19 protein-coding genes are annotated in these 20,679 nt (G+C 56.0%); 10 read left to right on the forward strand and 9 right to left on the reverse strand.

Translation table 11 applies throughout. The annotated features are described in order from the left end of the window. Positions 1-153: 153 nt before the first annotated feature. From KCG39_RS17325 to ghrB, 6 genes are all read left to right on the forward strand, one after another. Positions 154-816 carry an OmpA family lipoprotein gene (locus tag KCG39_RS17325; protein WP_004126414.1) on the forward strand — a complete coding sequence of 221 codons (663 nt, stop codon included), beginning with the start codon at positions 154-156 and terminating at the stop codon, positions 814-816. A 93-nt stretch (positions 817-909) separates the two neighbouring features. Continuing rightward, positions 910-1,926: a LacI family DNA-binding transcriptional regulator gene (locus KCG39_RS17330; protein WP_211811435.1), complete on the forward strand. Its 1,017-nt coding sequence runs from the start codon at positions 910-912 to the stop codon at positions 1,924-1,926. A 108-nt stretch (positions 1,927-2,034) separates the two neighbouring features. Next, entirely contained in the window at positions 2,035-2,784 is a 750-nt protein-coding gene (locus KCG39_RS17335) for a sugar phosphate isomerase/epimerase family protein (RefSeq protein ID WP_142447004.1), read from the forward strand. Between the two features lie 3 nt (positions 2,785-2,787). Next, positions 2,788-3,726 (forward strand): sugar kinase, encoded by a 939-nt coding sequence (locus tag KCG39_RS17340; RefSeq protein WP_142468085.1) that lies wholly within the window; start codon positions 2,788-2,790, stop codon positions 3,724-3,726. 101 nt (positions 3,727-3,827) lie between these two features. After that, entirely contained in the window at positions 3,828-5,108 is a 1,281-nt protein-coding gene (locus KCG39_RS17345) for an MFS transporter (RefSeq protein WP_004855346.1), read from the forward strand. Positions 5,109-5,132: 24 nt separating this feature from the next. Then, positions 5,133-6,104 carry a glyoxylate/hydroxypyruvate reductase GhrB gene (gene ghrB / locus KCG39_RS17350; RefSeq protein WP_004126442.1) on the forward strand — a complete coding sequence of 324 codons (972 nt, stop codon included), beginning with the start codon at positions 5,133-5,135 and terminating at the stop codon, positions 6,102-6,104. Between the two features lie 57 nt (positions 6,105-6,161). Here the strand turns inward: ghrB and KCG39_RS17355 are convergent, their stop codons facing one another. Next, on the reverse strand, positions 6,162-6,872 hold the full coding sequence (locus KCG39_RS17355) for a DUF3053 domain-containing protein (RefSeq protein ID WP_004126443.1): 711 nt from the start codon (positions 6,870-6,872) through the stop codon (positions 6,162-6,164). A 634-nt stretch (positions 6,873-7,506) separates the two neighbouring features. On the opposite strand from KCG39_RS17355, the gene KCG39_RS17360 reads away from it, so the two are divergent. From KCG39_RS17360 to cspE, 3 genes are all read left to right on the forward strand, one after another. Continuing rightward, positions 7,507-8,865: an MFS transporter gene (locus KCG39_RS17360; RefSeq protein WP_087828551.1), complete on the forward strand. Its 1,359-nt coding sequence runs from the start codon at positions 7,507-7,509 to the stop codon at positions 8,863-8,865. 236 nt (positions 8,866-9,101) lie between these two features. Further along, positions 9,102-9,395 (forward strand): HTH-type transcriptional regulator, encoded by a 294-nt coding sequence (locus KCG39_RS17365; RefSeq protein WP_004126445.1) that lies wholly within the window; start codon positions 9,102-9,104, stop codon positions 9,393-9,395. A gap of 260 nt (positions 9,396-9,655) precedes the next feature. Beyond that, the gene (gene cspE, locus KCG39_RS17370; protein ID WP_004126446.1) at positions 9,656-9,868 is read left to right on the forward strand and encodes a transcription antiterminator/RNA stability regulator CspE; all 213 of its coding nucleotides are present in this window, start codon (positions 9,656-9,658) and stop codon (positions 9,866-9,868) included. Positions 9,869-9,966: 98 nt separating this feature from the next. Here cspE and KCG39_RS17375 read toward each other — a convergent pair whose 3' ends face one another. The 5 genes from KCG39_RS17375 to KCG39_RS17395 all read right to left on the reverse strand — a co-directional run bounded on the left by KCG39_RS17375 (position 9,967) and on the right by KCG39_RS17395 (position 15,792). After that, a complete protein-coding gene (locus KCG39_RS17375) occupies positions 9,967-11,586 on the reverse strand; it encodes an ATP-binding cassette domain-containing protein (RefSeq protein ID WP_142468084.1) in 1,620 nt (539 codons plus the stop codon). 301 nt (positions 11,587-11,887) lie between these two features. Beyond that, positions 11,888-12,040, reverse strand: coding sequence for a type I toxin-antitoxin system toxin HokA (hokA, locus tag KCG39_RS17380; protein ID WP_139155932.1), 153 nt, complete (start codon positions 12,038-12,040; stop codon positions 11,888-11,890). Positions 12,041-12,368: 328 nt separating this feature from the next. Further along, positions 12,369-14,438 (reverse strand): glycine--tRNA ligase subunit beta, encoded by a 2,070-nt coding sequence (gene glyS / locus KCG39_RS17385; protein WP_142468083.1) that lies wholly within the window; start codon positions 14,436-14,438, stop codon positions 12,369-12,371. Positions 14,439-14,447: 9 nt separating this feature from the next. Continuing rightward, positions 14,448-15,359 (reverse strand): glycine--tRNA ligase subunit alpha, encoded by a 912-nt coding sequence (gene glyQ / locus KCG39_RS17390; RefSeq protein WP_004126458.1) that lies wholly within the window; start codon positions 15,357-15,359, stop codon positions 14,448-14,450. Positions 15,360-15,486: 127 nt separating this feature from the next. After that, on the reverse strand, positions 15,487-15,792 hold the full coding sequence (locus KCG39_RS17395; RefSeq protein ID WP_004126460.1) for a YsaB family lipoprotein: 306 nt from the start codon (positions 15,790-15,792) through the stop codon (positions 15,487-15,489). A 180-nt stretch (positions 15,793-15,972) separates the two neighbouring features. Here KCG39_RS17395 and KCG39_RS17400 point away from each other — a divergent pair, with 180 nt between their 5' ends. Continuing rightward, positions 15,973-16,968, forward strand: coding sequence for an acyltransferase (locus tag KCG39_RS17400; protein ID WP_004126463.1), 996 nt, complete (start codon positions 15,973-15,975; stop codon positions 16,966-16,968). On the opposite strand, the gene yiaB is transcribed toward KCG39_RS17400, so the two are convergent. The 3 genes from yiaB to xylA form a co-directional block, all read right to left on the reverse strand. After that, a complete protein-coding gene (gene yiaB, locus KCG39_RS17405) occupies positions 16,965-17,345 on the reverse strand; it encodes an inner membrane protein YiaB (protein WP_004126465.1) in 381 nt (126 codons plus the stop codon). The two genes, KCG39_RS17400 and yiaB, sit on opposite strands and share 4 nt — an antisense overlap. 167 nt (positions 17,346-17,512) lie before the next feature. Further along, positions 17,513-18,967: a xylulokinase gene (gene xylB / locus KCG39_RS17410; protein ID WP_004126469.1), complete on the reverse strand. Its 1,455-nt coding sequence runs from the start codon at positions 18,965-18,967 to the stop codon at positions 17,513-17,515. A 75-nt stretch (positions 18,968-19,042) separates the two neighbouring features. After that, on the reverse strand, positions 19,043-20,365 hold the full coding sequence (xylA, locus tag KCG39_RS17415; RefSeq protein WP_004137805.1) for a xylose isomerase: 1,323 nt from the start codon (positions 20,363-20,365) through the stop codon (positions 19,043-19,045). Between the last annotated feature and the right edge of the window lie 314 nt (positions 20,366-20,679).

Raw genomic sequence — 20,679 nt, forward strand, 5'->3', positions numbered from 1 at the left:
CAGCGATAGCAGGTGTGGTGACGGCACGTTATTCAGCCGTTCAATGTTATTTACAAATTGAGATGCTCTCTGCGGAATTTTCTCCGGTTTCGCGCGTCATAATCAACCGTCACGGTCGCTGTGGCAAAGAATAAAAAGGATTAAGGAAATAAGATGAAAAAACGCGTACTCATGATTGCGGCTGTCGTTAGCGGCGCACTGGCTATTTCTGGCTGTACCACCAACCCCTACACCGGGGAGCGCGAAGCGGGTAAATCCGGGATCGGCGCGGGCATTGGGTCGTTAGTCGGCGCAGGCGTAGGGGTGCTCTCTTCCTCCAAACATGACCGCGGCAAAGGCGCGCTGATCGGCGCGGCGGCCGGCGCGGCGCTGGGCGGCGGCATTGGTTACTATATGGACGTGCAGGAAGCGAAGCTGCGCGAGAAAATGCAGGGAACCGGCGTAAGCGTGACGCGAAATGGCGACAATATCGTGCTGAACATGCCAAACAATGTGACCTTCGACAGCAGCAGCGCCAATCTGAAACCGGCGGGCGCCAATACCCTGACCGGGGTAGCGATGGTGCTAAAAGAGTATGAGAAAACCGCCGTTAACGTGGTTGGCTACACCGACAGCACCGGCAGCCAGGATCTGAATATGCGCCTCTCTCAGCAGCGCGCGGAGAGCGTCGCCAGCGCGCTTATCACCCAGGGCGTAGCGGCTAACCGCATCCGCACTACCGGCATGGGCCCGGCGAACCCGATCGCCAGCAACAGCACCGCGGAAGGCAAAGCGCAGAACCGCCGCGTTGAAATTACCCTCAGCCCGCTGCAGTAATGCCCTCTTTGCCCGGCGACTCGCCGGGCAAAATGCTTGATATAGCGAATTTTCGCGCTAAGGTGTGTGCAGATTTCAGCAAAGGAAGCCACCATGGCGAAAGCGGCGCGAGCAACCATTAGCGATGTGGCGAAAGCCGCACAGACCGGCAAAACCAGCATTTCACGCTATCTGAACGGCGAAAAGCATCTGCTTTCCGAGGATTTGCTGGGGCGGATTGAAAAAGCCATTGCCGAGCTCGACTATCGTCCCAGCCTGATGGCCCGCGGCCTGAAGCATGGCCGCACCCGGCTGATCGGCCTGATCATCGCCGATATCACCAATCCCTACTCCGTCAACGTGCTCAGCGGCATTGAAGCCGCCTGTCGCGAAAAGGGTTTCACCCTGCTGGTATGTAATACCAATAACGAGTTGGACCAGGAGCTGCACTACCTCGACCTGCTGCGCAGTTACCAGGTGGAAGGGATCGTGGTCAACGCCGTCGGGATGCGCGAGGACGGCCTGAACCGCCTGCAGCAGTCGGCGCTACCGATGGTGCTTATCGACCGCAAGATTCCAGAATTCGCCTGCGATGTCGTCGGCCTCGATAATACCCAGGCCGCCACCACCGCCACCGAACACCTGGTGGAAAAAGGCTTCGAGGCCCTGCTGTTCCTCAGCGAACCCCTTGGCTCGGTCAATACCCGCCGCGAGCGCCTGAGCGCCTTTCGTCACACCCTGCAGCACCACAGCGGTATCGTCGCGGAAAACGCCGAAGTACCGTTGAACGATGGCGCGATGCTGGATAACGTCCTGCGCCATTTCCACTCCCACCATCGCGGCATGCGCAAGGCGGTGATTTCCGCCAACGGCGCGCTGACGCTGCAGGTGGCACGCTCGCTTAAACGCGTTGGCCTGATTTGGGGCAGCGATATCGGCCTGCTAGGCTTCGATGAGCTGGAGTGGGCCGAACTGGCGGGCGTGGGGATCACCACGCTCAAACAGCCGACCTGGCAGATTGGCTTCGCCGCCGTCGAGCAGGTGGTGCGTCGGATTGAAGGCAGCAACGACCCGGTCTGCGAACGAGTGTTTTCCGGCGAGCTGATCGTCAGAGGCTCCACCTCCCGCTAACGATCCTTCGTGATGGCGATCATAAATTAGACATCCTGGCCTTTGCTTTGGAACCGATACCATCTAGCGTAATAAACAACGCATCAGATTATCGTCGGGAGTATTGGGATGGCCAGAAAGATTATTGTCGTTACCGCCGCGTACGGGAATGACCATATTAAAGCGCTTGGCGGGCAGTCCGCCGTACTGCCGTTTATCGCCGGTTCCGGCGCGGACGGCGTAGAGATCCGCCGGGAACTTTTCAGCGCGGATGAGCTGAACAGCCTGGCGGAGCTGGCCGCCGATATTGAGCGCCGCGGCCTGCTGGTTTGCTATTCCGCGCCGGAAGCCCTGTTTGCCGCAGACGGAGCGCTTAACCCCCATCTTTCTGACCTTTTACAGGAAGCGCAAACCCTTAACGCGCTGTGGCTTAAGCTCTCGCTGGGCCATTTTACCCACCACCATGGCCTGGAAACCCTGCGCGATATTTTGCGCGAGAGCGGCATGGCGCTGGTGGTGGAAAACGATCAAACCGACTGCGGCCAGCTGGCGCCGATGCAGCGCTTCAAAGCCGCCTGCCGGGTTAACCAGCTGCCGATCACTCTCACCTTTGATATGGGCAACTGGCTATGGGTCGGCGACTCGCCGGAAGAGGCCGCGCGCCACCTGGCCCCGGCCGTCAGCTATATTCATGTTAAGGCGGCTGAGCCGCACCATTCGCACTTTCGCGCCGTACCGCCGGATGAAGCCTCCGGACGCTGGCTGGCGCTGCTCGATAACCTGCCCGCCGATGCCCCGCGCGGGATTGAATTTCCGCTGACTGGCCATGACCTGACGGCCGTGACCCGCCGCTACGTCAACCTGCTACGCGAGGATTAAGTTATGCAAAAAGCATTAGATGTCATCACGATAGGCGAAGCCATGGCGATGTTTGTCGCCACAGAGACCGGCGAGCTGGCTGAAGTAGAACATTTTATGAAGCGCGTGGCGGGCGCGGAACTGAACGTCGCGACCGGGCTGGCTCGCCTCGGCCTGAGCGTCGGCTGGGTAAGCCGCATCGGCAAGGACAGCTTTGGCCGCTTCGTCCTCAACGCGCTGGCGAAAGAGGGAATCGACGCCCGCGGCGTGAGTACCGATGGCCGCTACGCTACCGGCTTTCAGCTGAAATCTAAAGTCGAAAATGGAACCGATCCCATTGTGGAATATTTCCGCAAAGGCTCCGCCGCCAGCCATCTGTCGCCGGACGATTTTAATGAATCGTATTTCGCCAGCGCCCGTCACCTGCACTTAAGCGGCGTGGCCGCCGCGCTGTCGGAAAGCTCATACGCCCTGCTGGAGCGCGCGGCGCGCACGATGAAAGCGCAGGGAAAAACGATTTCGTTCGACCCCAACCTGCGGCCAACGCTGTGGAAAAGCGAAGGCGAAATGATCGAGAAGCTTAACCAGCTGGCGTTTCAGGCCGACTGGGTTCTACCGGGTTTAAAAGAGGGCATGATTCTGACCGGTCTACAAACGCCGGAAGCCATCGCCGACTTTTATCTCGGCCAGGGCGTTCGTGCGGTCATCATTAAAACCGGTTCCGACGGCGCCTGGTATAAAACGGCCGACGGCGAACAGAGGGCCGTGGCGGCGATAAAAGTAGATAACGTCGTCGATACCGTTGGTGCCGGCGATGGCTTTGCCGTCGGGGTGATTAGCGCCCTGTTGGAAGGAAAACCGCTGCGGCAGGCGGTGAAACGCGGAAACAAAATCGGCTCACTGGCCATTCAGGTTCAGGGCGATAGCGAAGGCTTACCCACGCGTGAGGCGCTGGGCGAGTAAGCAGATTCAGCACAACGTCAGGCCGTTCTGTACCCTACATGCAGCGCGGCGTAACGGATCTTTTCTATGATGAGCGTCACCTCACTCACAGAGGCATACCTATGAATAGTTCGACGAATGCAACAAAACGCTGGTGGTACATCATGCCTATCGTGTTTATCACGTATAGCCTGGCCTACCTCGACCGCGCTAACTTCAGCTTCGCTTCGGCGGCCGGTATTACTGAAGATCTGGGGATCACCAAAGGTATCTCCTCCCTGCTGGGGGCGCTGTTCTTCCTTGGCTACTTCTTCTTTCAGATCCCCGGCGCGATTTACGCCGAACGCCGCAGCGTACGCAAACTCATTTTTATCTGCCTGATCCTGTGGGGTGCCTGCGCCTCGCTGACCGGGATGGTGCACAATATTCCCGCGCTGGCGGCGATTCGCTTTATTCTCGGCGTCGTCGAGGCCGCGGTCATGCCGGCGATGCTGATTTACATCAGCAACTGGTTTACCAAATCTGAACGCTCGCGCGCCAATACCTTCCTGATCCTCGGCAACCCGGTGACGGTGCTGTGGATGTCGGTGGTGTCCGGTTACCTGATTCAGGCATTCGGCTGGCGGGAAATGTTTATTATCGAAGGCGTTCCGGCGGTAATTTGGGCCTTCTGCTGGTGGGTGCTGGTAAAAGACAAACCTTCGCAGGTCAACTGGCTGGCGGAAAGCGAAAAAGCCGCGTTGCAGGAGCAGCTGGAGCGTGAACAGCAGGGAATCAAACCGGTGCGCAACTACGGCGAAGCCTTCCGCTCGCGCAACGTTGTCCTGCTGTGCATGCAGTATTTCGCCTGGAGCATCGGGGTTTACGGTTTCGTGCTGTGGCTGCCGTCAATTATCCGCAGCGGCGGCGAGAATATGGGCATGGTCGAGGTCGGTTGGCTCTCATCCGTCCCCTATCTGGCGGCAACCATCGCGATGATCGTGGTGTCATGGGCCTCCGATAAAATGCAGAACCGCAAGCTGTTCGTCTGGCCGCTGCTGCTGATTGCCGCCTTCGCCTTTATTGGTTCCTGGGCCGTTGGCGCCAACCATTTCTGGGTCTCTTATACCCTGCTGGTGATTGCCGGCGCGGCGATGTACGCCCCCTACGGGCCGTTCTTCGCCATCATTCCCGAGATGCTGCCGCGTAACGTCGCCGGGGGCGCCATGGCCCTGATTAACAGCATGGGCGCGCTGGGTTCGTTCTTTGGCTCATGGTTTGTCGGCTACCTGAACGGCACCACCGGCAGCCCCGCAGCCTCGTACATTTTCATGGGAGTGGCGCTTTTCGTCTCGGTATGGCTTACTTTGATTGTTAAGCCTGCTAATAATCAAAAACTTCCGCTCGGCGCACGTCACGCCTGAAACCTTAACGCAACGGAGAACCGCATGAAGCCGTCAGTCATTCTCTACAAAACGCTTCCCGACGACCTGCAACAGCGTCTGGAACAACACTTTACCGTCACGCAGGTGAAAAACCTGCGTCCGGAGACCGTTTCACAGCACGCCGCCGCGTTTGCTGAGGCGGTAGGTCTGCTGGGTTCCAGCGAAAAAGTCGATACCGCGTTACTGGAGAAAATGCCCAAGCTTCGTGCAACTTCGACCATTTCCGTCGGCTACGATAACTTCGACGTCGATGCGCTGAACGCGCGTAAAGTACTGCTGATGCACACCCCGACGGTACTGACCGAGACCGTCGCCGATACCGTGATGGCGCTGGTATTGAGCACCGCGCGTCGGGTGGTGGAAGTGGCTAACCGCGTGAAGGCCGGCGAGTGGACCAAAAGCATCGGCCCGGACTGGTTTGGCAACGACGTGCACCATAAAACCCTCGGTATCGTCGGTATGGGGCGTATCGGGATGGCGCTCGCCCAGCGCGCCCACGCGGGCTTCGGCATGCCCATTCTCTACAACGCCCGCCGCCAGCACCCGCAGGCGGAGGAGCGCTTTAACGCCCGCTACTGCGATCTCGATACCCTGCTGGAGGAAGCGGATTTTGTCTGTCTGATCCTGCCCCTGACCGAAGAGACTCATCACCTGTTCGGCAAAGCGCAGTTTGCCAAAATGAAGTCCTCCGCCATCTTTATTAACGCCGGGCGCGGACCGGTAGTGGATGAGAAGGCGCTGATTGCCGCGCTGCAGGAAGGTGAAATTTATGCTGCCGGGCTGGACGTTTTTGAACAAGAGCCGCTGGCGAAAGACTCCCCGCTGCTGAGCATGCCGAATGTCGTCGCGTTGCCGCATATTGGCTCAGCCACGCATGAAACCCGCTATAACATGGCGGCCTGCGCGGTGGATAATCTGATTGATGCCCTGAACGGCAATGTTGAGAAGAACTGCGTGAATCCGCAGGTGAAGTGAGAAGTGAAAAAAGAAAACCCGGGCTAAGGTGAAGCCTTGCCCGGGTTGTCAGAGCCGTTAACGGGTCGCGTTAACTGCCGCTGTCCACGCCTGATTAAAAGCTTGATGCTGAGCGGCCAGCGGTCCAATCAGCGTATTATACTGACTGGCCTGCTGCGAAGTCGGGAACTGAATACCGTTCGCCACGAAGCTGACCTGAGTCTCCTGCTGGGCGATAAAATCACCCACCTGCACCAGCTGCTGGGTAAATACCTGCGCTGCCGGAATTAACGGCTGTAGCGCATTCGCCGGGGCCGTCACGACTTTATTATAGACCTGGTCGAAGACCGGCTTGAGATCGTCACCCTGTTTCAGCGCGCCGTGGGCGGCATCCGCCTGTATTTTTGCGTTCTCCAGTTGCTGGCTCAGTACGCCCAAAGCGCCATTTGCCTGACGCAGCGGCTCGCGCTGGGTAACATAATCCTGCGGTACGCGGATCGCGTTCACGCTATCAACTACCGGACGCAAACCCGCATCCATCGCCTGGCTTACCTGCTGTGAATAGCCGTAAATCACCGCGTAATCGGAAACGAAAGGCCCGAACTGTTTTTTCTGATCGGCGGTCAGCGTCGGCAGACGTTCGCCGCTACGCATTGCCGTATTTTGCAGGAAGTCGATGAACGCTTTGCGCTGATCGCCTTCTTTATCAAAACACCCACTCAGGCTAACCACCATTAACAGGGCCGCAATAGCCGCAAACCAGCGAGAGCAGGACTTTCCTGTCGCCATTTTTTTACTCCTTTCAGCCAAAAAAAGCGCAAACAGACACACACGTGCCAGACGCTGACAAGGATAGTCCAGGTCGGCCTTGCAGGATACCTTTTCCTGACAATCTTCCGCCTTTAAAACCGGGTTTTCGACGTTTTAGCGCGCGGCGGCGGCCTCTGTTAAGTTCATCACAATTACCACCATCGTTCAGCGCGCAGCGAGTTTATCTAATAATATGATTTTACTACGATTACTTTAACCTCACTCCCGAGTTGCCCGTAAAGCGGACGATAATCGCACGCTTCCCTTTTCTCCCGCATTGCCTGAACCACCGTTCGATGATTTTATTAAATGAGCGATTAACGGCGCATTGTTCGATAATCGCACAAACAACATCAACGACCGCGAGGGAGATAACAATAATCTATACCCAAAATAATTCGAGTTGCGGGACAAAACGTTAAACCGTTTTGAACAGCGCTTGCGCTGGCCCCGTAAGGGGCGAGGCCTTAGGCCGAGTGACGCGGCAAGTGAGGGAGTCCCCAGGAGCTTACTGGTGTAAGTGACTAGGGTGAACGAGCGAAGCCAACGCACAGGCAACTTGAAGTATGACGGGTATATCTCTGTCCCCCGCTCTGCCTGCCAGGAATGCCGCATGAAGAACACAACCATCGATATTCAGGCTTTTATCAATGAACATCCCTTCACGAAATACCAGTGGATGATTCTGGCCTTATGTTTTATCACCGTCGCGATGGACGGATTCGATACCGCGATAATCGGCTTTATCGCCTCTGACCTGGTGCAGGAATGGGGCGTCGAAAAATCGGCGTTAGGCCCGGTGATGAGCGCCGCCTTAGTCGGGCTTGCCGTCGGCGCGCTGACCGCCGGACCGCTCGCCGACCGCGTTGGGCGGAAAAAAGTTCTGATTATGTCCATCGTGGTTTTCGGCGGCTTCAGTCTGCTGACCGCCTTTGCTACCAGCCTTAACCAACTGACGCTACTGCGTTTTCTCACCGGCCTTGGGCTGGGCGCCGCCATGCCGAACGCCGCGACGCTGATGAGCGAATACGCCCCCGAGCGGCGTAGGGCGCTGATGGTCAACCTGATGTTCGTCGGCTTTCCGATGGGCTCCTCGCTGGGCGGCTTCCTCTCCGCCTGGATGATCCCCCACTACGGCTGGCAAAGCGTGCTGGTGCTTGGCGGAGTGATGCCGCTGCTGCTGGCGGTAGTGCTGATCTTCCTTCTGCCGGAATCCGCGCGCTATATGGTGGTCAAACGCCAACCTGCACAGCGTATCGCCGCGATCCTGCGCCGCATCGCGCCGGTTCCCGAGCAGGCTGAGTTTGAGCTACGCGAAGCGGGCCAGATACAAGAGAAATCATCCATCGGCGTGATTTTCTCTCCGCGCTACGCCGTCGGCACCATCATGCTCTGCCTGACCTACTTTATGGGCCTGCTGATCTTCTATTTGCTGACCAGCTGGCTGCCGTTGCTCATCCGCGAAACCGGCGCGACGATGAGTCAGGCCTCTATTATCACCGCGCTGTTCCCGCTGGGCGGCGGTATTGGCGTGCTTATCCTCGGCGCGCTGATGGATAAGCTCAACCCAAACAAAGTGGTTGCCGTGGGCTGGCTGTTGACCGGCGTGTTCGTTTGTCTGGTTGGTTTCTCGACCCATAACCTGCTGCTGATGGGGATAATGGTCTTTATCGCCGGCAGCATTATGAACGGCGCGCAATCATCAATGCCTGCGCTGGCCGCCGGTTTCTATCCCACACAGGGACGTGCGACCGGCGTGGCCTGGATGTTAGGGATTGGCCGCTTTGGCGGTATCCTCGGCGCCTTTAGCGGCGCGTTCCTGATGCAGGCCCAGCTCTCTTTCGAAACGATTTTCTCCTTGCTGGCTATTCCGGCCTTCCTGTCGGCCATTGCGCTGCTGGTCAAATATAAGCTGGGCCAACGGCAACCCGCGGCTTCGCAAGGCGATGTGAAGAAGCTGCAAAAGGCGTAATACACCGGCCAGCGGGCGCGCGCTGGCCTTTTCCGCTTTTCTTCTTATCTGTTTACAATAATTTTCTTAACGGCTCTCTCTATTACTTTTCAGCACGTTATACCGCTGGAAACGGACGTAAAGAACCTCAAGTGATAAATAATTACCACGGTAATCATTCCTGACTTTTTTTTCCGACTATTCTTAAGAGGCTCTACATAATTCACCCTCCGCCGTATGAAAGAGAGGAGTTCTCAATGGAATATAAAGATCCTGCATTTGAACTGCTGAGCAACCTTGAACAAATTATTTTTAAAGATCAGGCACAGGCGGCCTCGCTGACGCGTAAGCCCGCCGCAAGCATTGAATTTGACCAGCTACGCAAAGGCACCGGGCTGAAAATAGATGATTTTGCCAGCGCCATGGGCGTCAGTGTAGCAATGGTACAAGAGTGGGAATCGAGACGCGTGAAGCCCTCTCCCACGGAGCTTAAGCTGATGCGCCTGATACAGGCGAATCCGCAGCTTTCAAGACAGCTTATTGACTCATAATTTTAGCGTTTTTTGGTTTCGGCTAGCGGTCCTGATAAAGGACCGTTTTCATGCCAATAAAAAAAAGTTTGCTATCACAACGTGAACATGCGTTAATGCTCGCAGGTTTGATGTAAAGACCACAGAGCATTCGAATAGAGCAGTCCTTCAAAGGTTATCCGTTGATACCCCGGTAGTGAACTTTCCCTTTATCGCTTCAAATCTGTAGTCCAGACCGTAACGCCGAAAGGCTCATTTATTTTTTTTAAAGGTAATTCACTATGTCCGGTAAAATGACTGGTATCGTAAAATGGTTCAACGCTGACAAAGGTTTTGGTTTCATCACTCCTGACGATGGTTCTAAAGACGTGTTCGTACACTTCTCTGCTATCCAGAACGAAGGCTACAAATCTCTGGACGAAGGTCAGAAAGTTTCCTTCACCATCGAAAGCGGCGCTAAAGGCCCGGCAGCTGGCAACGTAACCAGCCTGTAAGCTTAAAAAGCTCAAAATTCTTAAGTCCCTGCCAAACGGCGGGGATTTTTTTATTTGTGCGATAAGAAACCGCCATCCCGGGGATGGCGGTTTTGCATTTATCGCCGCTCAAAGCGCCAGCCATCTTCCCGCCATTCCAGGCAGTGGGTCAGCTTCAGCGCCTGTAAAAAGGCGTCATCATGCGATACCACCAGCATCGCGCCGGGAAACTGCGCCAGCGCTTTTTCAATCGCCTGGGTGGACGCCAGGTCGAGATGATTGGTGGGCTCATCCAGCAACAGTAGCTGCGTGGCTTCCCTCCGCCAGAGCACGCAGGCCAGCGCCGCCTTCAGGCGTTCTCCTCCGCTAAGGGCCGATAGCGGCAAATGGACTTTGTCCGCCCCCAGCTGTAGCTGCGCCAGCTGGCTGCGCAGCACGCCCTCTTCCAAAGGCGTATCGCCGAGATTCAGGTGCGTCATTGCGGATAATGACAGATCCAGCTGGGTCAGATGCTGGTCCAGATACGCCGCGTTTACCGATAAGCGGCAGCGTCCTGAAAGCGGCGACTCCAGGCCCAGCAGCGTTTTAAGCAACGTCGTCTTACCGCAGCCGTTGGGGCCCCGCAGCGCCACGCGCATCGGCCCATCCATGCGCCAGTTCAGCGGCGCTATAGACGCATACGCCAGCCGCAACGCTTCCAGCTCCAGCACCTGTTTTCCCGCAGCGACCTGGCTACCGGGCAGAGTAAACATCACCGGGTTGTCCTCCTCGACCCGCTCCCGCGCCTGAACCACCGCATCGTTAAGCGCGCTACGTTGTTCACGATGCTGGCGCTTAAGGGTTCCGGGGCGCTCTTTCGCCGCGCCTTTGTAAGCAACCCGCTCGAATGAAGCGATATTTAGCGTATCAATAGTACGCAACGTCTGCGCAGAGCGCCGCAGGCAGGCATCATGCTCTTTGTGCATCCTTGCGCGAGTACGCCGCCGTTCGATGACGGCATGCTCCAGCGCGGCGCGAGCCGCCTGCTGCTCCAGCTCACGCTGCTGCTGATAATCCGCATAGTTACCGCCGTAGCTGCGCAAAGCTGCGGACGTCAGCTCGAGGATGCGCGGCGTTTGGGCCAGCAGCTCGCGGTCATGGCTGGCGATAAGCGCGCCGCCGCGCCATTGCTCAAGCTGCTGATAGAACCACGCCCGGCCTTGTCTGTCGAGATGGTTGGTGGGTTCATCAAGCAGGAGAAAATCCGCGCCGGACAAGAATGCTGCGCAGAGCTGCGCCTTCACTCTTTGCCCGCCGCTCAACGAAGAGGCGAGCCGTGCGGGAGAAAATTCCCCCAAGCCAGCGGCCAGGAAGCCTGCATTCAAACGATCCGGAAGATCCCAAAAGCCATCAAGACGTTCGAGATCGTCAACTCGCCCTTCGCCTCGCTCAAGACGCGCCAGAGCAGAAAAAACGAATTCGAAGCTTAGCCACTCCGCCAGCGTCGTATCAGGAGTCATCGCATGCTGCTGAGCAACGTAGCTTACCGAAACCATACGTTCGATATGGCCGCTCGACGGTGAGTCCAGGCCCGCCAGTAAACGCAACAGTCGGGTTTTACCGACGCCATTGCGCCCGACAAGCCCGCAGAGGGAGCCTTCCAGCGATAAATTCAGCGGACCAAAAAGCGTATCTCCCGTCGCAAATTGACAGGTGACCTGATGCAAAAGAAAAGAGGGGGATTGGGCACAATGAGCCATAAGCACTCCTGAATGAAATCAATACTTCCCCTGCTCGCAAATAGCGCTAAGCAAGGAGCGAAATTCATCAGTCGTGTTTGTTCATTTGGCGCGTGCTCTCCGGTGAGACGAGGGATTCGTCGGAGCATAGGATAGCCATACTGCGGTATACTTTTCAAGCCTGTTTTTTCAACAGACGATGGTTGCGAAAAAAAAGCCTCCTGTATCAGGAGGCAAAATAATTAATTAATGAAAAAAACAGGGTGCATTGAAAATGCCTAACGCCGTAAGTCTGGCGGCAATCGCTCCCCGCCAGATGCTCTTACCGTTTAATTTCACAAGCTAAGAATGTCACCAGCTCGATATTCCCCTGTCTGACCTGTAATTCACACAGTGAATCACGAACCATCCAGGTGAATAATAAAATAGTGAAGCAAATCACTATTAAGCCAAACAACAGATGCTTTTGCGGCATTCCTCGCCTCCGGTGTTGATTTCCAACAGGTAAGAGGCTACTCTTATGGTGTTGATGCATAGGGGAGCCTCACTTTGATTTATCATCAGGTGGGGCTTTTCTCTATTTGTCTCCTGCTGAACGCCTGAGACAAACAGTCTCAAACACCCACAACTATTCTACCGCAAATATCTGACCAGACTGCGCTGGCATATTCCTAAAATATTTTTCTTGAATCTATATATTGAAAAAAAATATTGATCAGAGAATTATTAATGGTTCGCTTATTTATAGTATACGCATAAAAAAAACCTGCACTGAGGCAGGTTTTTTATTATTAGCGATACGCTTACTGCAACAGGGAAATATCCGCTACCTGCAGGAACAGATCGCGCAGTTTGGACAACAGCGTCAAACGGTTCACGCGCACGTTCTGGTCTTCGGCGTTGACCATCACGTTCTCGAAGAATTCATCAACCGGCTCGCGCAGGGACGCCAGCTCGATCAGCGCATCCTGGTAACGCCCTTCGGCGAAGTACGGCTGCAGCTTATCGCGCAGCACGACTAAATTGCCTGCCAGTTTGATTTCAGCCGCTTCTTTCAACACGGAGGCGTGAACGATATCGTTCAGCGTAACGTCCGATTTCGCCAGAATATTGGAAACGCGCTTGTTCGCCGCCGCCAGCGCGGAGGACTCTTCGAGGGTACGGAAGTGCGAAACCGCCTTCATGCGCGCATCGAAGTCTGCCGGACGGGTCGGACGACGCGCCAGTACCGCCTGAATGGTATCGACGGTGTAGCCTTCGTCCTGATACCAGGCGCGGAAGCGTCCCAGCATGAAGTCGATAACATCATCGACCACGTTGCCGTTCGTCAGCTTATCGCCGTACAGGCGCACCGCTTCTTCGGTGAGGGTCTGCAGATCCAGATTGAGGTCCTTCTCAACAATGATACGCAGCACGCCCAGCGCAGCGCGGCGCAGCGCGAACGGATCTTTGTCGCCTTTAGGGTGCTGACCAATCCCGAAGATACCCGCGAGAGTATCCATCTTGTCGGCAATCGCCAGCGCGCAAGCAACCGGATTTGACGGCAGGGCGTCACCGGCAAAGCGCGGCTGATATTGCTCATTCAGGGCAACCGCCACATCTTCCGCTTCGCCATCATGGCGCGCGTAGTGCATCCCCATCACGCCCTGAGTATCGGTAAATTCGAAGACCATGTTGGTCATCAGATCGCACTTGGACAGCAGGCCCGCGCGGGTCGCGTGGTTAACGTCTGCGCCAATCTGCCCGGCAATCCAGCCGGCCAGCGCCTGAATGCGATCGGTCTTGTCGCGCAGCGTACCCAGTTGCTGCTGGAACAGTACGGTTTGCAGACGCGGCAGATTGTCTTCCAGACGCTTTTTGCGGTCGGTATTGAAGAAGAACTCCGCATCCGCAAGACGCGGACGAACTACTTTCTCGTTACCGGAAATAATCTGGGTCGGATCTTTCGATTCGATGTTGGCCACGAAGATAAAGTTTGGCAGCAGCTTGCCCGCGTTGTCGTAAACCGGGAAGTACTTCTGGTCGCCCTTCATGGTATAAACCAGCGCTTCGGCAGGCACTGCAAGGAATTTCTCTTCGAACTTCGCGGTCAATACCACCGGCCATTCCACCAGGGAAGTGACTTCTTCCAGCAGGCTTTCGCTCAAATCGGCGTTACCGCCAATTTTGCGCGCCGCTTCTTCGGCATCGGCTTTGATTTTGGCTTTACGCTCAGCGTAATCCGCAATCACTTTACCGCGCTCACGCAGGATTTCTGGGTATTGATCGGCAGAATCGATGGTGAACTCCGCCTCGCCCATAAAGCGATGGCCGCGAATAATCCGGTCGGACTGTACGCCCAGAATCGTTGCCGGGATCACTTTGTCGCCCAGCAGCAGGGTCACGGTGTGAACCGGACGCACGAAGTGCACGTCAGACGCGCCCCAGCGCATCAGTTTCGGGATCGGCAGCTTCGCCAGCGAGGTAGCGATCATGTTCGGCAGCAGCGCTTCGGTGCTCTCGCCTTTCACGTGGGCACGATACAGCAGCCATTCGCCTTTATCGGTCGCCAGACGTTCAGCCTGATCGACGGTAATACCGCAGCCGCGCGCCCAGCCTTCAGCCGCTTTGCTCGGTTTACCTTCGGCGTCAAACGCCTGGGCAATCGCCGGACCGCGTTTTTCGACTTCACGGTCTGCTTGCGCAGCCGCCAGATTCGCCACTTTCAGCGCCAGACGGCGCGGCGCGGCGAACCATTCAACTTTACCGTGCGCGAGGCCGGCGTTATCCAGCTCCGCGGTCACGTTCGCAGCAAAGGATTCAGCCAGGCTGCGCAGGGCTTTTGGTGGCAGCTCTTCAGTGCCGATTTCCACCAGGAAAGTTTTCTCAGACATGGCCGCCTCTTATTTATTCTTGTTGCACATCGGGAAGCCAAGGGCTTCACGGGAAGCATAGTAAGCTTCAGCCACTGCTTTGGTCAGGGTGCGAATGCGCAGAATATAGCGCTGACGCTCGGTGACGGAGATGGCTTTACGCGCGTCCAGCAGGTTAAAGCTATGGGCGGCTTTCAGAATGCGTTCGTAAGCAGGCAGCGGTAGCGGGTTTTCCAGCGCCAGCAGCTGCTGGGCTTCTTTCTCATACTGCTCGAAGCAGGAGAACAGGAAGTCCACGTCGGCGTATTCGAAGTTATAGGTGGATTGCTCCACTTCGTTCTGATGGAATACGTCGCCGTAGGTAGTTTTACCCAGCGGGCCATCGCTCCAGACCAGATCGTAAACGCTGTCGACACCCTGGATATACATCGCCAGGCGCTCCAGACCGTAGGTGATCTCGCCGGTTACCGGCTTACACTCCAGGCCGCCAACCTGCTGGAAGTAGGTGAACTGCGTCACTTCCATACCATTCAGCCACACTTCCCAACCCAGACCCCAGGCACCCAGCGTCGGGTTTTCCCAGTTGTCTTCAACGAAGCGAATGTCGTGGATGGTCGGATCCATACCCAGCTCTTTCAGAGACCCAAGGTACAGCTCCTGAATATTATCCGGAGAAGGTTTTATCACCACCTGGAACTGATAGTAGTGCTGTAAACGGTTCGGGTTTTCACCGTAGCGACCATCGGTCGGACGGCGGGAAGGCTGCACGTAGGCGGTTGCCATCGGCTCTGGGCCCAATGCGCGTAAGCAGGTCATTGGGTGAGAAGTGCCTGCGCCGACTTCCATGTCCAGTGGTTGAACAATGGTGCAGCCCTGGCGAGCCCAGTAATCCTGTAAGGTCAGGATCAGGCCCTGGAAGGTCCTGGTATCAAACTTTTGCATATGATTTCGTGCTGGATACGTGTGGATTTAAAGGAAGGAGCCAGTATACCCGCTGGCTGCGAGATATACAGTATGAAACGGGATTGTTTAGGGAAAATTGCGGAAATAAGCGCCATCGCGGGCGCATCTAGCGCATGGAAAGATGCAAAAACTGCCCGTCCGGGTCAAAAGAACAGATAAAGCGTTCATTCCGCGCAGTCTTGCCCGAAAGCTCGTAGCTCCCCCGGAACTGTTCGAAATGGCTGACGTCAATCTGACGCACGCCTGTACTGTAACGTACGGCGGCATTATCCTTGCACAGCTGCGCCATATTGAGTGTTGCCTGCGGCGTTATCCGCGCTTTTTGCGCCTTCTGCGCTGGCTGAGGCGGCGTTGCGCTACAGCCCGCAAGCATGCACAGCAGCAGTCCAGAAAACGCATATTTCATCACCATTTTTTCTCGACCGCATTGTTAGTAAATTGTTATCGTGCAGGTTACGTTAAATAACCGGCTCATTGTGCGAATTGGACCACACCTCGACAAGTCTATGATGAAAAACTCGGATTATTCCACTGCGATACAAGCGGATAAGGGCAGTCAGACCCTGTCTGAGAAGGAGAAACAGAGGTACTGATGCAGGAAAAAATACACTGGATTACCCATTTGCGCGGTATTGCCTGCCTGATGGTCGTCATGATTCATAGCACCACCTGGTATATCACGCACCCGCACACCGTTAGTCTGCTGACGTGGGATGTAGCCAATATCCTCAACTCCGCGTCTCGCGTCAGCGTGCCGCTATTTTTCATGATTTCAGGCTATCTGTTTTTCGGCGAGCGCAGCGCCCAGCCCCGGCACTTTTTGCGCATCGCGCTGTGCATCCTCTTTTATAGCGCGCTGTCGCTGCTCTATATCACCCTGTTTACCCACATCAACGTTGAGCTATCGCTGAAGAATTTGCTGCAAAAACCGGTGTTCTACCATCTGTGGTTTTTCTTCGCAATCGTCGTCATTTACCTGCTTTCACCGCTGGTTCAGGTCAAACCGGTTAGCGGCAAGATGCTGCTGGCGCTGATGGCGATCATCGGGCTTTTGGCGAATCCTAATATGGTGGCGGTGAAAGCGGGAGGAGTCGAGTGGCTGCCGATCAATCTCTATATCAACGGGGATACGTTCTACTATGTGATGTATGGCGTGTTAGGCCGGGCAATCGGTATGATGAATAGCGATAAAAAATGGCTGACTGCGCTCAGCGCTGGCCTTTTCATCGCGGGAGTATGGGTCATATCACGCGGTACGCTGCACGAACTGCGCTGGCGCGGCGACTTTGGCGATACCTGGTATTTATATTGCGGTCCCGCGGTTTTTGTTTGCGCGATAGCGCTTCTGACGCTGGTAAAAAATACGCTGAATACGCGTGAGTTGCCTCTTATTGCGCTGATTGCACGCCATTCATTAGGGATTTACGGTTTTCATGCGTTGATTATCCACGCGCTCCGCGCCAGCGGACTGGCGCTGTCCCGCTGGCCGTTATTAGATATTGTCTGGATATTCAGCGCTGCGCTGCTGGGAAGTTTATTGCTCTCAATGCTGGTTCAGCGGTTTGATGTCCGCCGCTTTGTCAGTTAAGGCCGTTCTGAGGAATCTTTCTGCGCAGCCTGTGCGTCCAGCGCTTTCTGGGGCATCGCGGAAACGCCGTATAAGCACACAAACCAGGCCGCCACGTAGATGATCTTCTCGTTCCATCCGGCGGGTACGAACCAGGCGCCGACCATCAGTAAACCGACCGACAGCAGGAGCACAAGGCGGCACAGCGAAGCAAAGCCATCGTCTGGCCCCTTCTCCTGCATCGTACGTTGATGCGCTAAAATCGCGAACATGCCCATCACCAGAACGCCGAGAAAATAGCCCTTGCCGCTAAATAACGGACAGGTGCGCCAGATCCCCAGCAGATAAACCAGTGCCCCAAGGGACATCAATAGCTTAGGAATAATATTATTTTTCATGAGGCCTCCCTGGCATAAGACAGGCCCCATTGTGTACTGCCAGAACGTGATTATCCGCACTTTTCGCATCTGAAACGACAAATTCGGAATATATCAATACACTCGATAACTAGATGATTTTAAAAATATTCATTAGATGAATTCGCCCCGTGAAAGGGGCGAATGTTTCAGGACATCAGCGGTAAAAGCTGCTGATAAATCTGGCGGAAAGTTTCCCTACGAGGTGCGTAACGCGCAAAGCGTTCGGCATCCGGAAGATGAGCCTGTTCCAGCGGGAGCTGCGGGAGCAGATCGGAAAACGCGACATTTCGATGCAGCGCCAGCTGCGCCAGCCGCGCCGCGCCAAGCGCCGGTCCGACATCGCCGCCGGTGCGGAAATCAAGCTGCTGGCCGCTTATATCCGCCAGCATTTGCCGCCAGTAGGCGCTGCGCGCGCCGCCGCCAATCAGCGTGACGCTCTCCGGTTTGACGCCGCAGGCGTGAACCACATCCATGCCGTCCGCCAGGGCATAACCGACTCCCTCCAGCACCGCCCGCGCCAGCTCCGCCGGACCGTGTTGATGAGTCAGGCCGAAAAAGACGCCTTTCGCCTGCGGATTGTTGTGCGGCGTGCGTTCACCCGAGAGATAAGGCAAGAACCAGACCGGATCGGCATCGTCGTTCGCCGCTTCCGCTGCCGCAATCAGCGCCGGAACCGTGCCCAGGCCAGTTAATGTCGCCGCCCAATCAAGGCAGGAAGCCGCGCTCAGCATGACCGACATCAGATGCCAGCGTCCAGGCAACGCGTGGCAGAAGCTGTGAACGGCGCTTTCCGGTTTGCTAAGAAAGCCGTCGCTGACGGCAAAGTAGACGCCCGAGGTCCCCAGCGACAGCATCGCCTGGCCCGCATCCGCCATACCTACGCCAACCGCTCCCGCCGCGTTGTCGCCGCCGCCGGCCACCACCAATACTTCCGGCATATTCCACGCTTGCGCGACGGCCGGGCGCAGCGAGCCCGTCACTTCGCATCCTTCGAAAAGCGCTGGCATGTTATCGCGGCTCAACCCACAGGCGGCGAGCATTTCATCGCTCCAGTCGCGGCGCGCCACGTCCATCCACATCGTTCCGGCGGCATCGGACATATCGCTGGCAAACTCACCGGTCATACGCAAACGTAAATAATCTTTTGGCAGCAGAACCTTATCGACTTGCCTAAAAATCTCAGGCTCGTGACGTTGCACCCACAACAGCTTCGGCGCGGTAAATCCCGGCATCATCAGATTACCGGTGATCTGTCGCGAACGGCTGACTTCCTCCTCCAGCAGCGCACACTCCTCGCCGCAGCGGCCATCATTCCACAAGATCGCCGGGCGCAAGACGCGCTGTTGCTTATCGAGCAGCGTCGCGCCGTGCATCTGACCCGCAATGCCCAACGCTTTAACCGCGCGCAAAGAGTGCTGCGCGCCCAACGCTTTCATCGCGCGGTCCGTCGCCAGCCACCAGTGCTCAGGATCTTGTTCAGACCATAAAGGGTGCGGACGCGACACGTTGAGCTTTTCGGTGTGCGAAGCCACGACCTCGCCCTGCTCGTTGAGCAGAATGGCCTTAACGCCCGAGGTGCCGAGATCAATCCCGATATACATACAGCCTCTCCTTACTAACGGGAATAAAGCATCGGTTAAACCAATGCCCGGACCCGCCGGGCATTTTCGCCATCATCAGCGATCAAAGAGGTAGCGGTTAACCACGTTTTCAAGCAGTTCCTGATGGCCGCTCTGGTGCTGCGGCGCCAGGTTATGCTGAGTGGCATACTGGGCGATGTCCGCCAGGTTCATCTGGCCTTTGAGGATCTGCTGACCCAGCTCGCCGTTCCAGCCGGCATAGCGTTTGGCAACGCGTTTATCCAGCTCGCCGCCTTCAATCATACGGGCAGCGACTTTCAGCGCCAGCGCCATGGTGTCCATCGCACCGATGTGGCCGTAGAACAGGTCGTATTTGTCGGTGCTCTGACGACGCACTTTAGCATCAAAGTTCAGGCCGCCGGTGGTGAAGCCGCCCGCTTTAAGGATTTCGTACATCACAAGCGCGTTCTCTTCAACGCTGTTCGGGAACTGGTCAGTATCCCAGCCCAGCTGCGGGTCGCCGCGGTTAGCGTCAACGGAACCAAACAGGCCGAGGGCGATGGCGGTAGCAATTTCGTGGTGGAACGTGTGGCCGGCCAGCGTCGCGTGGTTCGCTTCGATATTCAGCTTGATCTCTTTTTCCAGGCCGAACTGTTTCAGGAAGCCGTAGACGGTAGACGCGTCGTAATCGTACTGATGCTTGGTGGGCTCCTGCGGTTTCGGTTCAATCAGCAGCGTACCCTGGAAGCCGATTTTATGTTTATGCTCCACGACCAGCTGCATGAAGCGGCCAATCTGCTCGCGTTCCTGACGCAGGTCGGTGTTCAGCAGGGTTTCATAGCCTTCGCGACCGCCCCACAGGACGTAGTTTTCACCGCCCAGTTTGTGGGTCGCATCCATCGCGGTCACCACCTGGGTCGCCGCCCAGCTGAACACTTCCGGATCCGGATTGGTTGCCGCACCGGCGCCGTAACGCGGGTTCGTAAAGCAGTTTGCCGTGCCCCACAGCAGCTTGACGCCGCTTTGCTGCTGTTTTTCCGCAAGCACATCAACCATTTGTGCGAAGTTATTGGCATACTCTTTCAGCGATGCCCCTTCAGGAGAAACGTCGACGTCGTGGAAGCAGTAGTACGGTACGTTCAGTTTATGGAAAAACTCAAAAGCGACATCGGCTTTACGTTTCGCCATTTCCATTGCTTCACCCGGCTGCTGCCACGGGCGGTTAAAGGAGCCCACGCCGAACATATCGGCACCGTTCCAGCAGAAGGTGTGCCAGTAGCAGGCCGCAAAGCGTAAATGGTCTTCCATCCGTTTGCCCAGCACCAGCTCATCCGGGTTGTAATGACGGAAAGCCAGTGGGTTAGCGGATTTCGGGCCTTCATAACGAACGCGATCGAGCTGGTCAAAATAGGTCTGCATAATGAACTCCATATTCAGGGATGCGGCGAGTAATAAGTCATAAGCCAATATAGAATTCTCTTTTTAGTTTCCTCAATTACGTTATTTCACACCGTGATTGAGAGAATCCACAAACGTGCGCCAGGTCGCAAAAATAATACGTCAGCGGCCCCATTCCGCCGCTTCCGCCACGAAAGATCAATGAAATACGGTGAGAACTAATTATTAAAGTACGATCGCGGTCATAAATTAACAAATAAACAAAATTTCATAACGGCAAAATAAGCATAGATAATTGCCAGCGTTCCTTTCCGCGTTAAAAATCTGCTACGTAT

The organism is Klebsiella pasteurii (assembly GCF_018139045.1).
GTDB classification, from domain to species: domain Bacteria; phylum Pseudomonadota; class Gammaproteobacteria; order Enterobacterales; family Enterobacteriaceae; genus Klebsiella; species Klebsiella grimontii.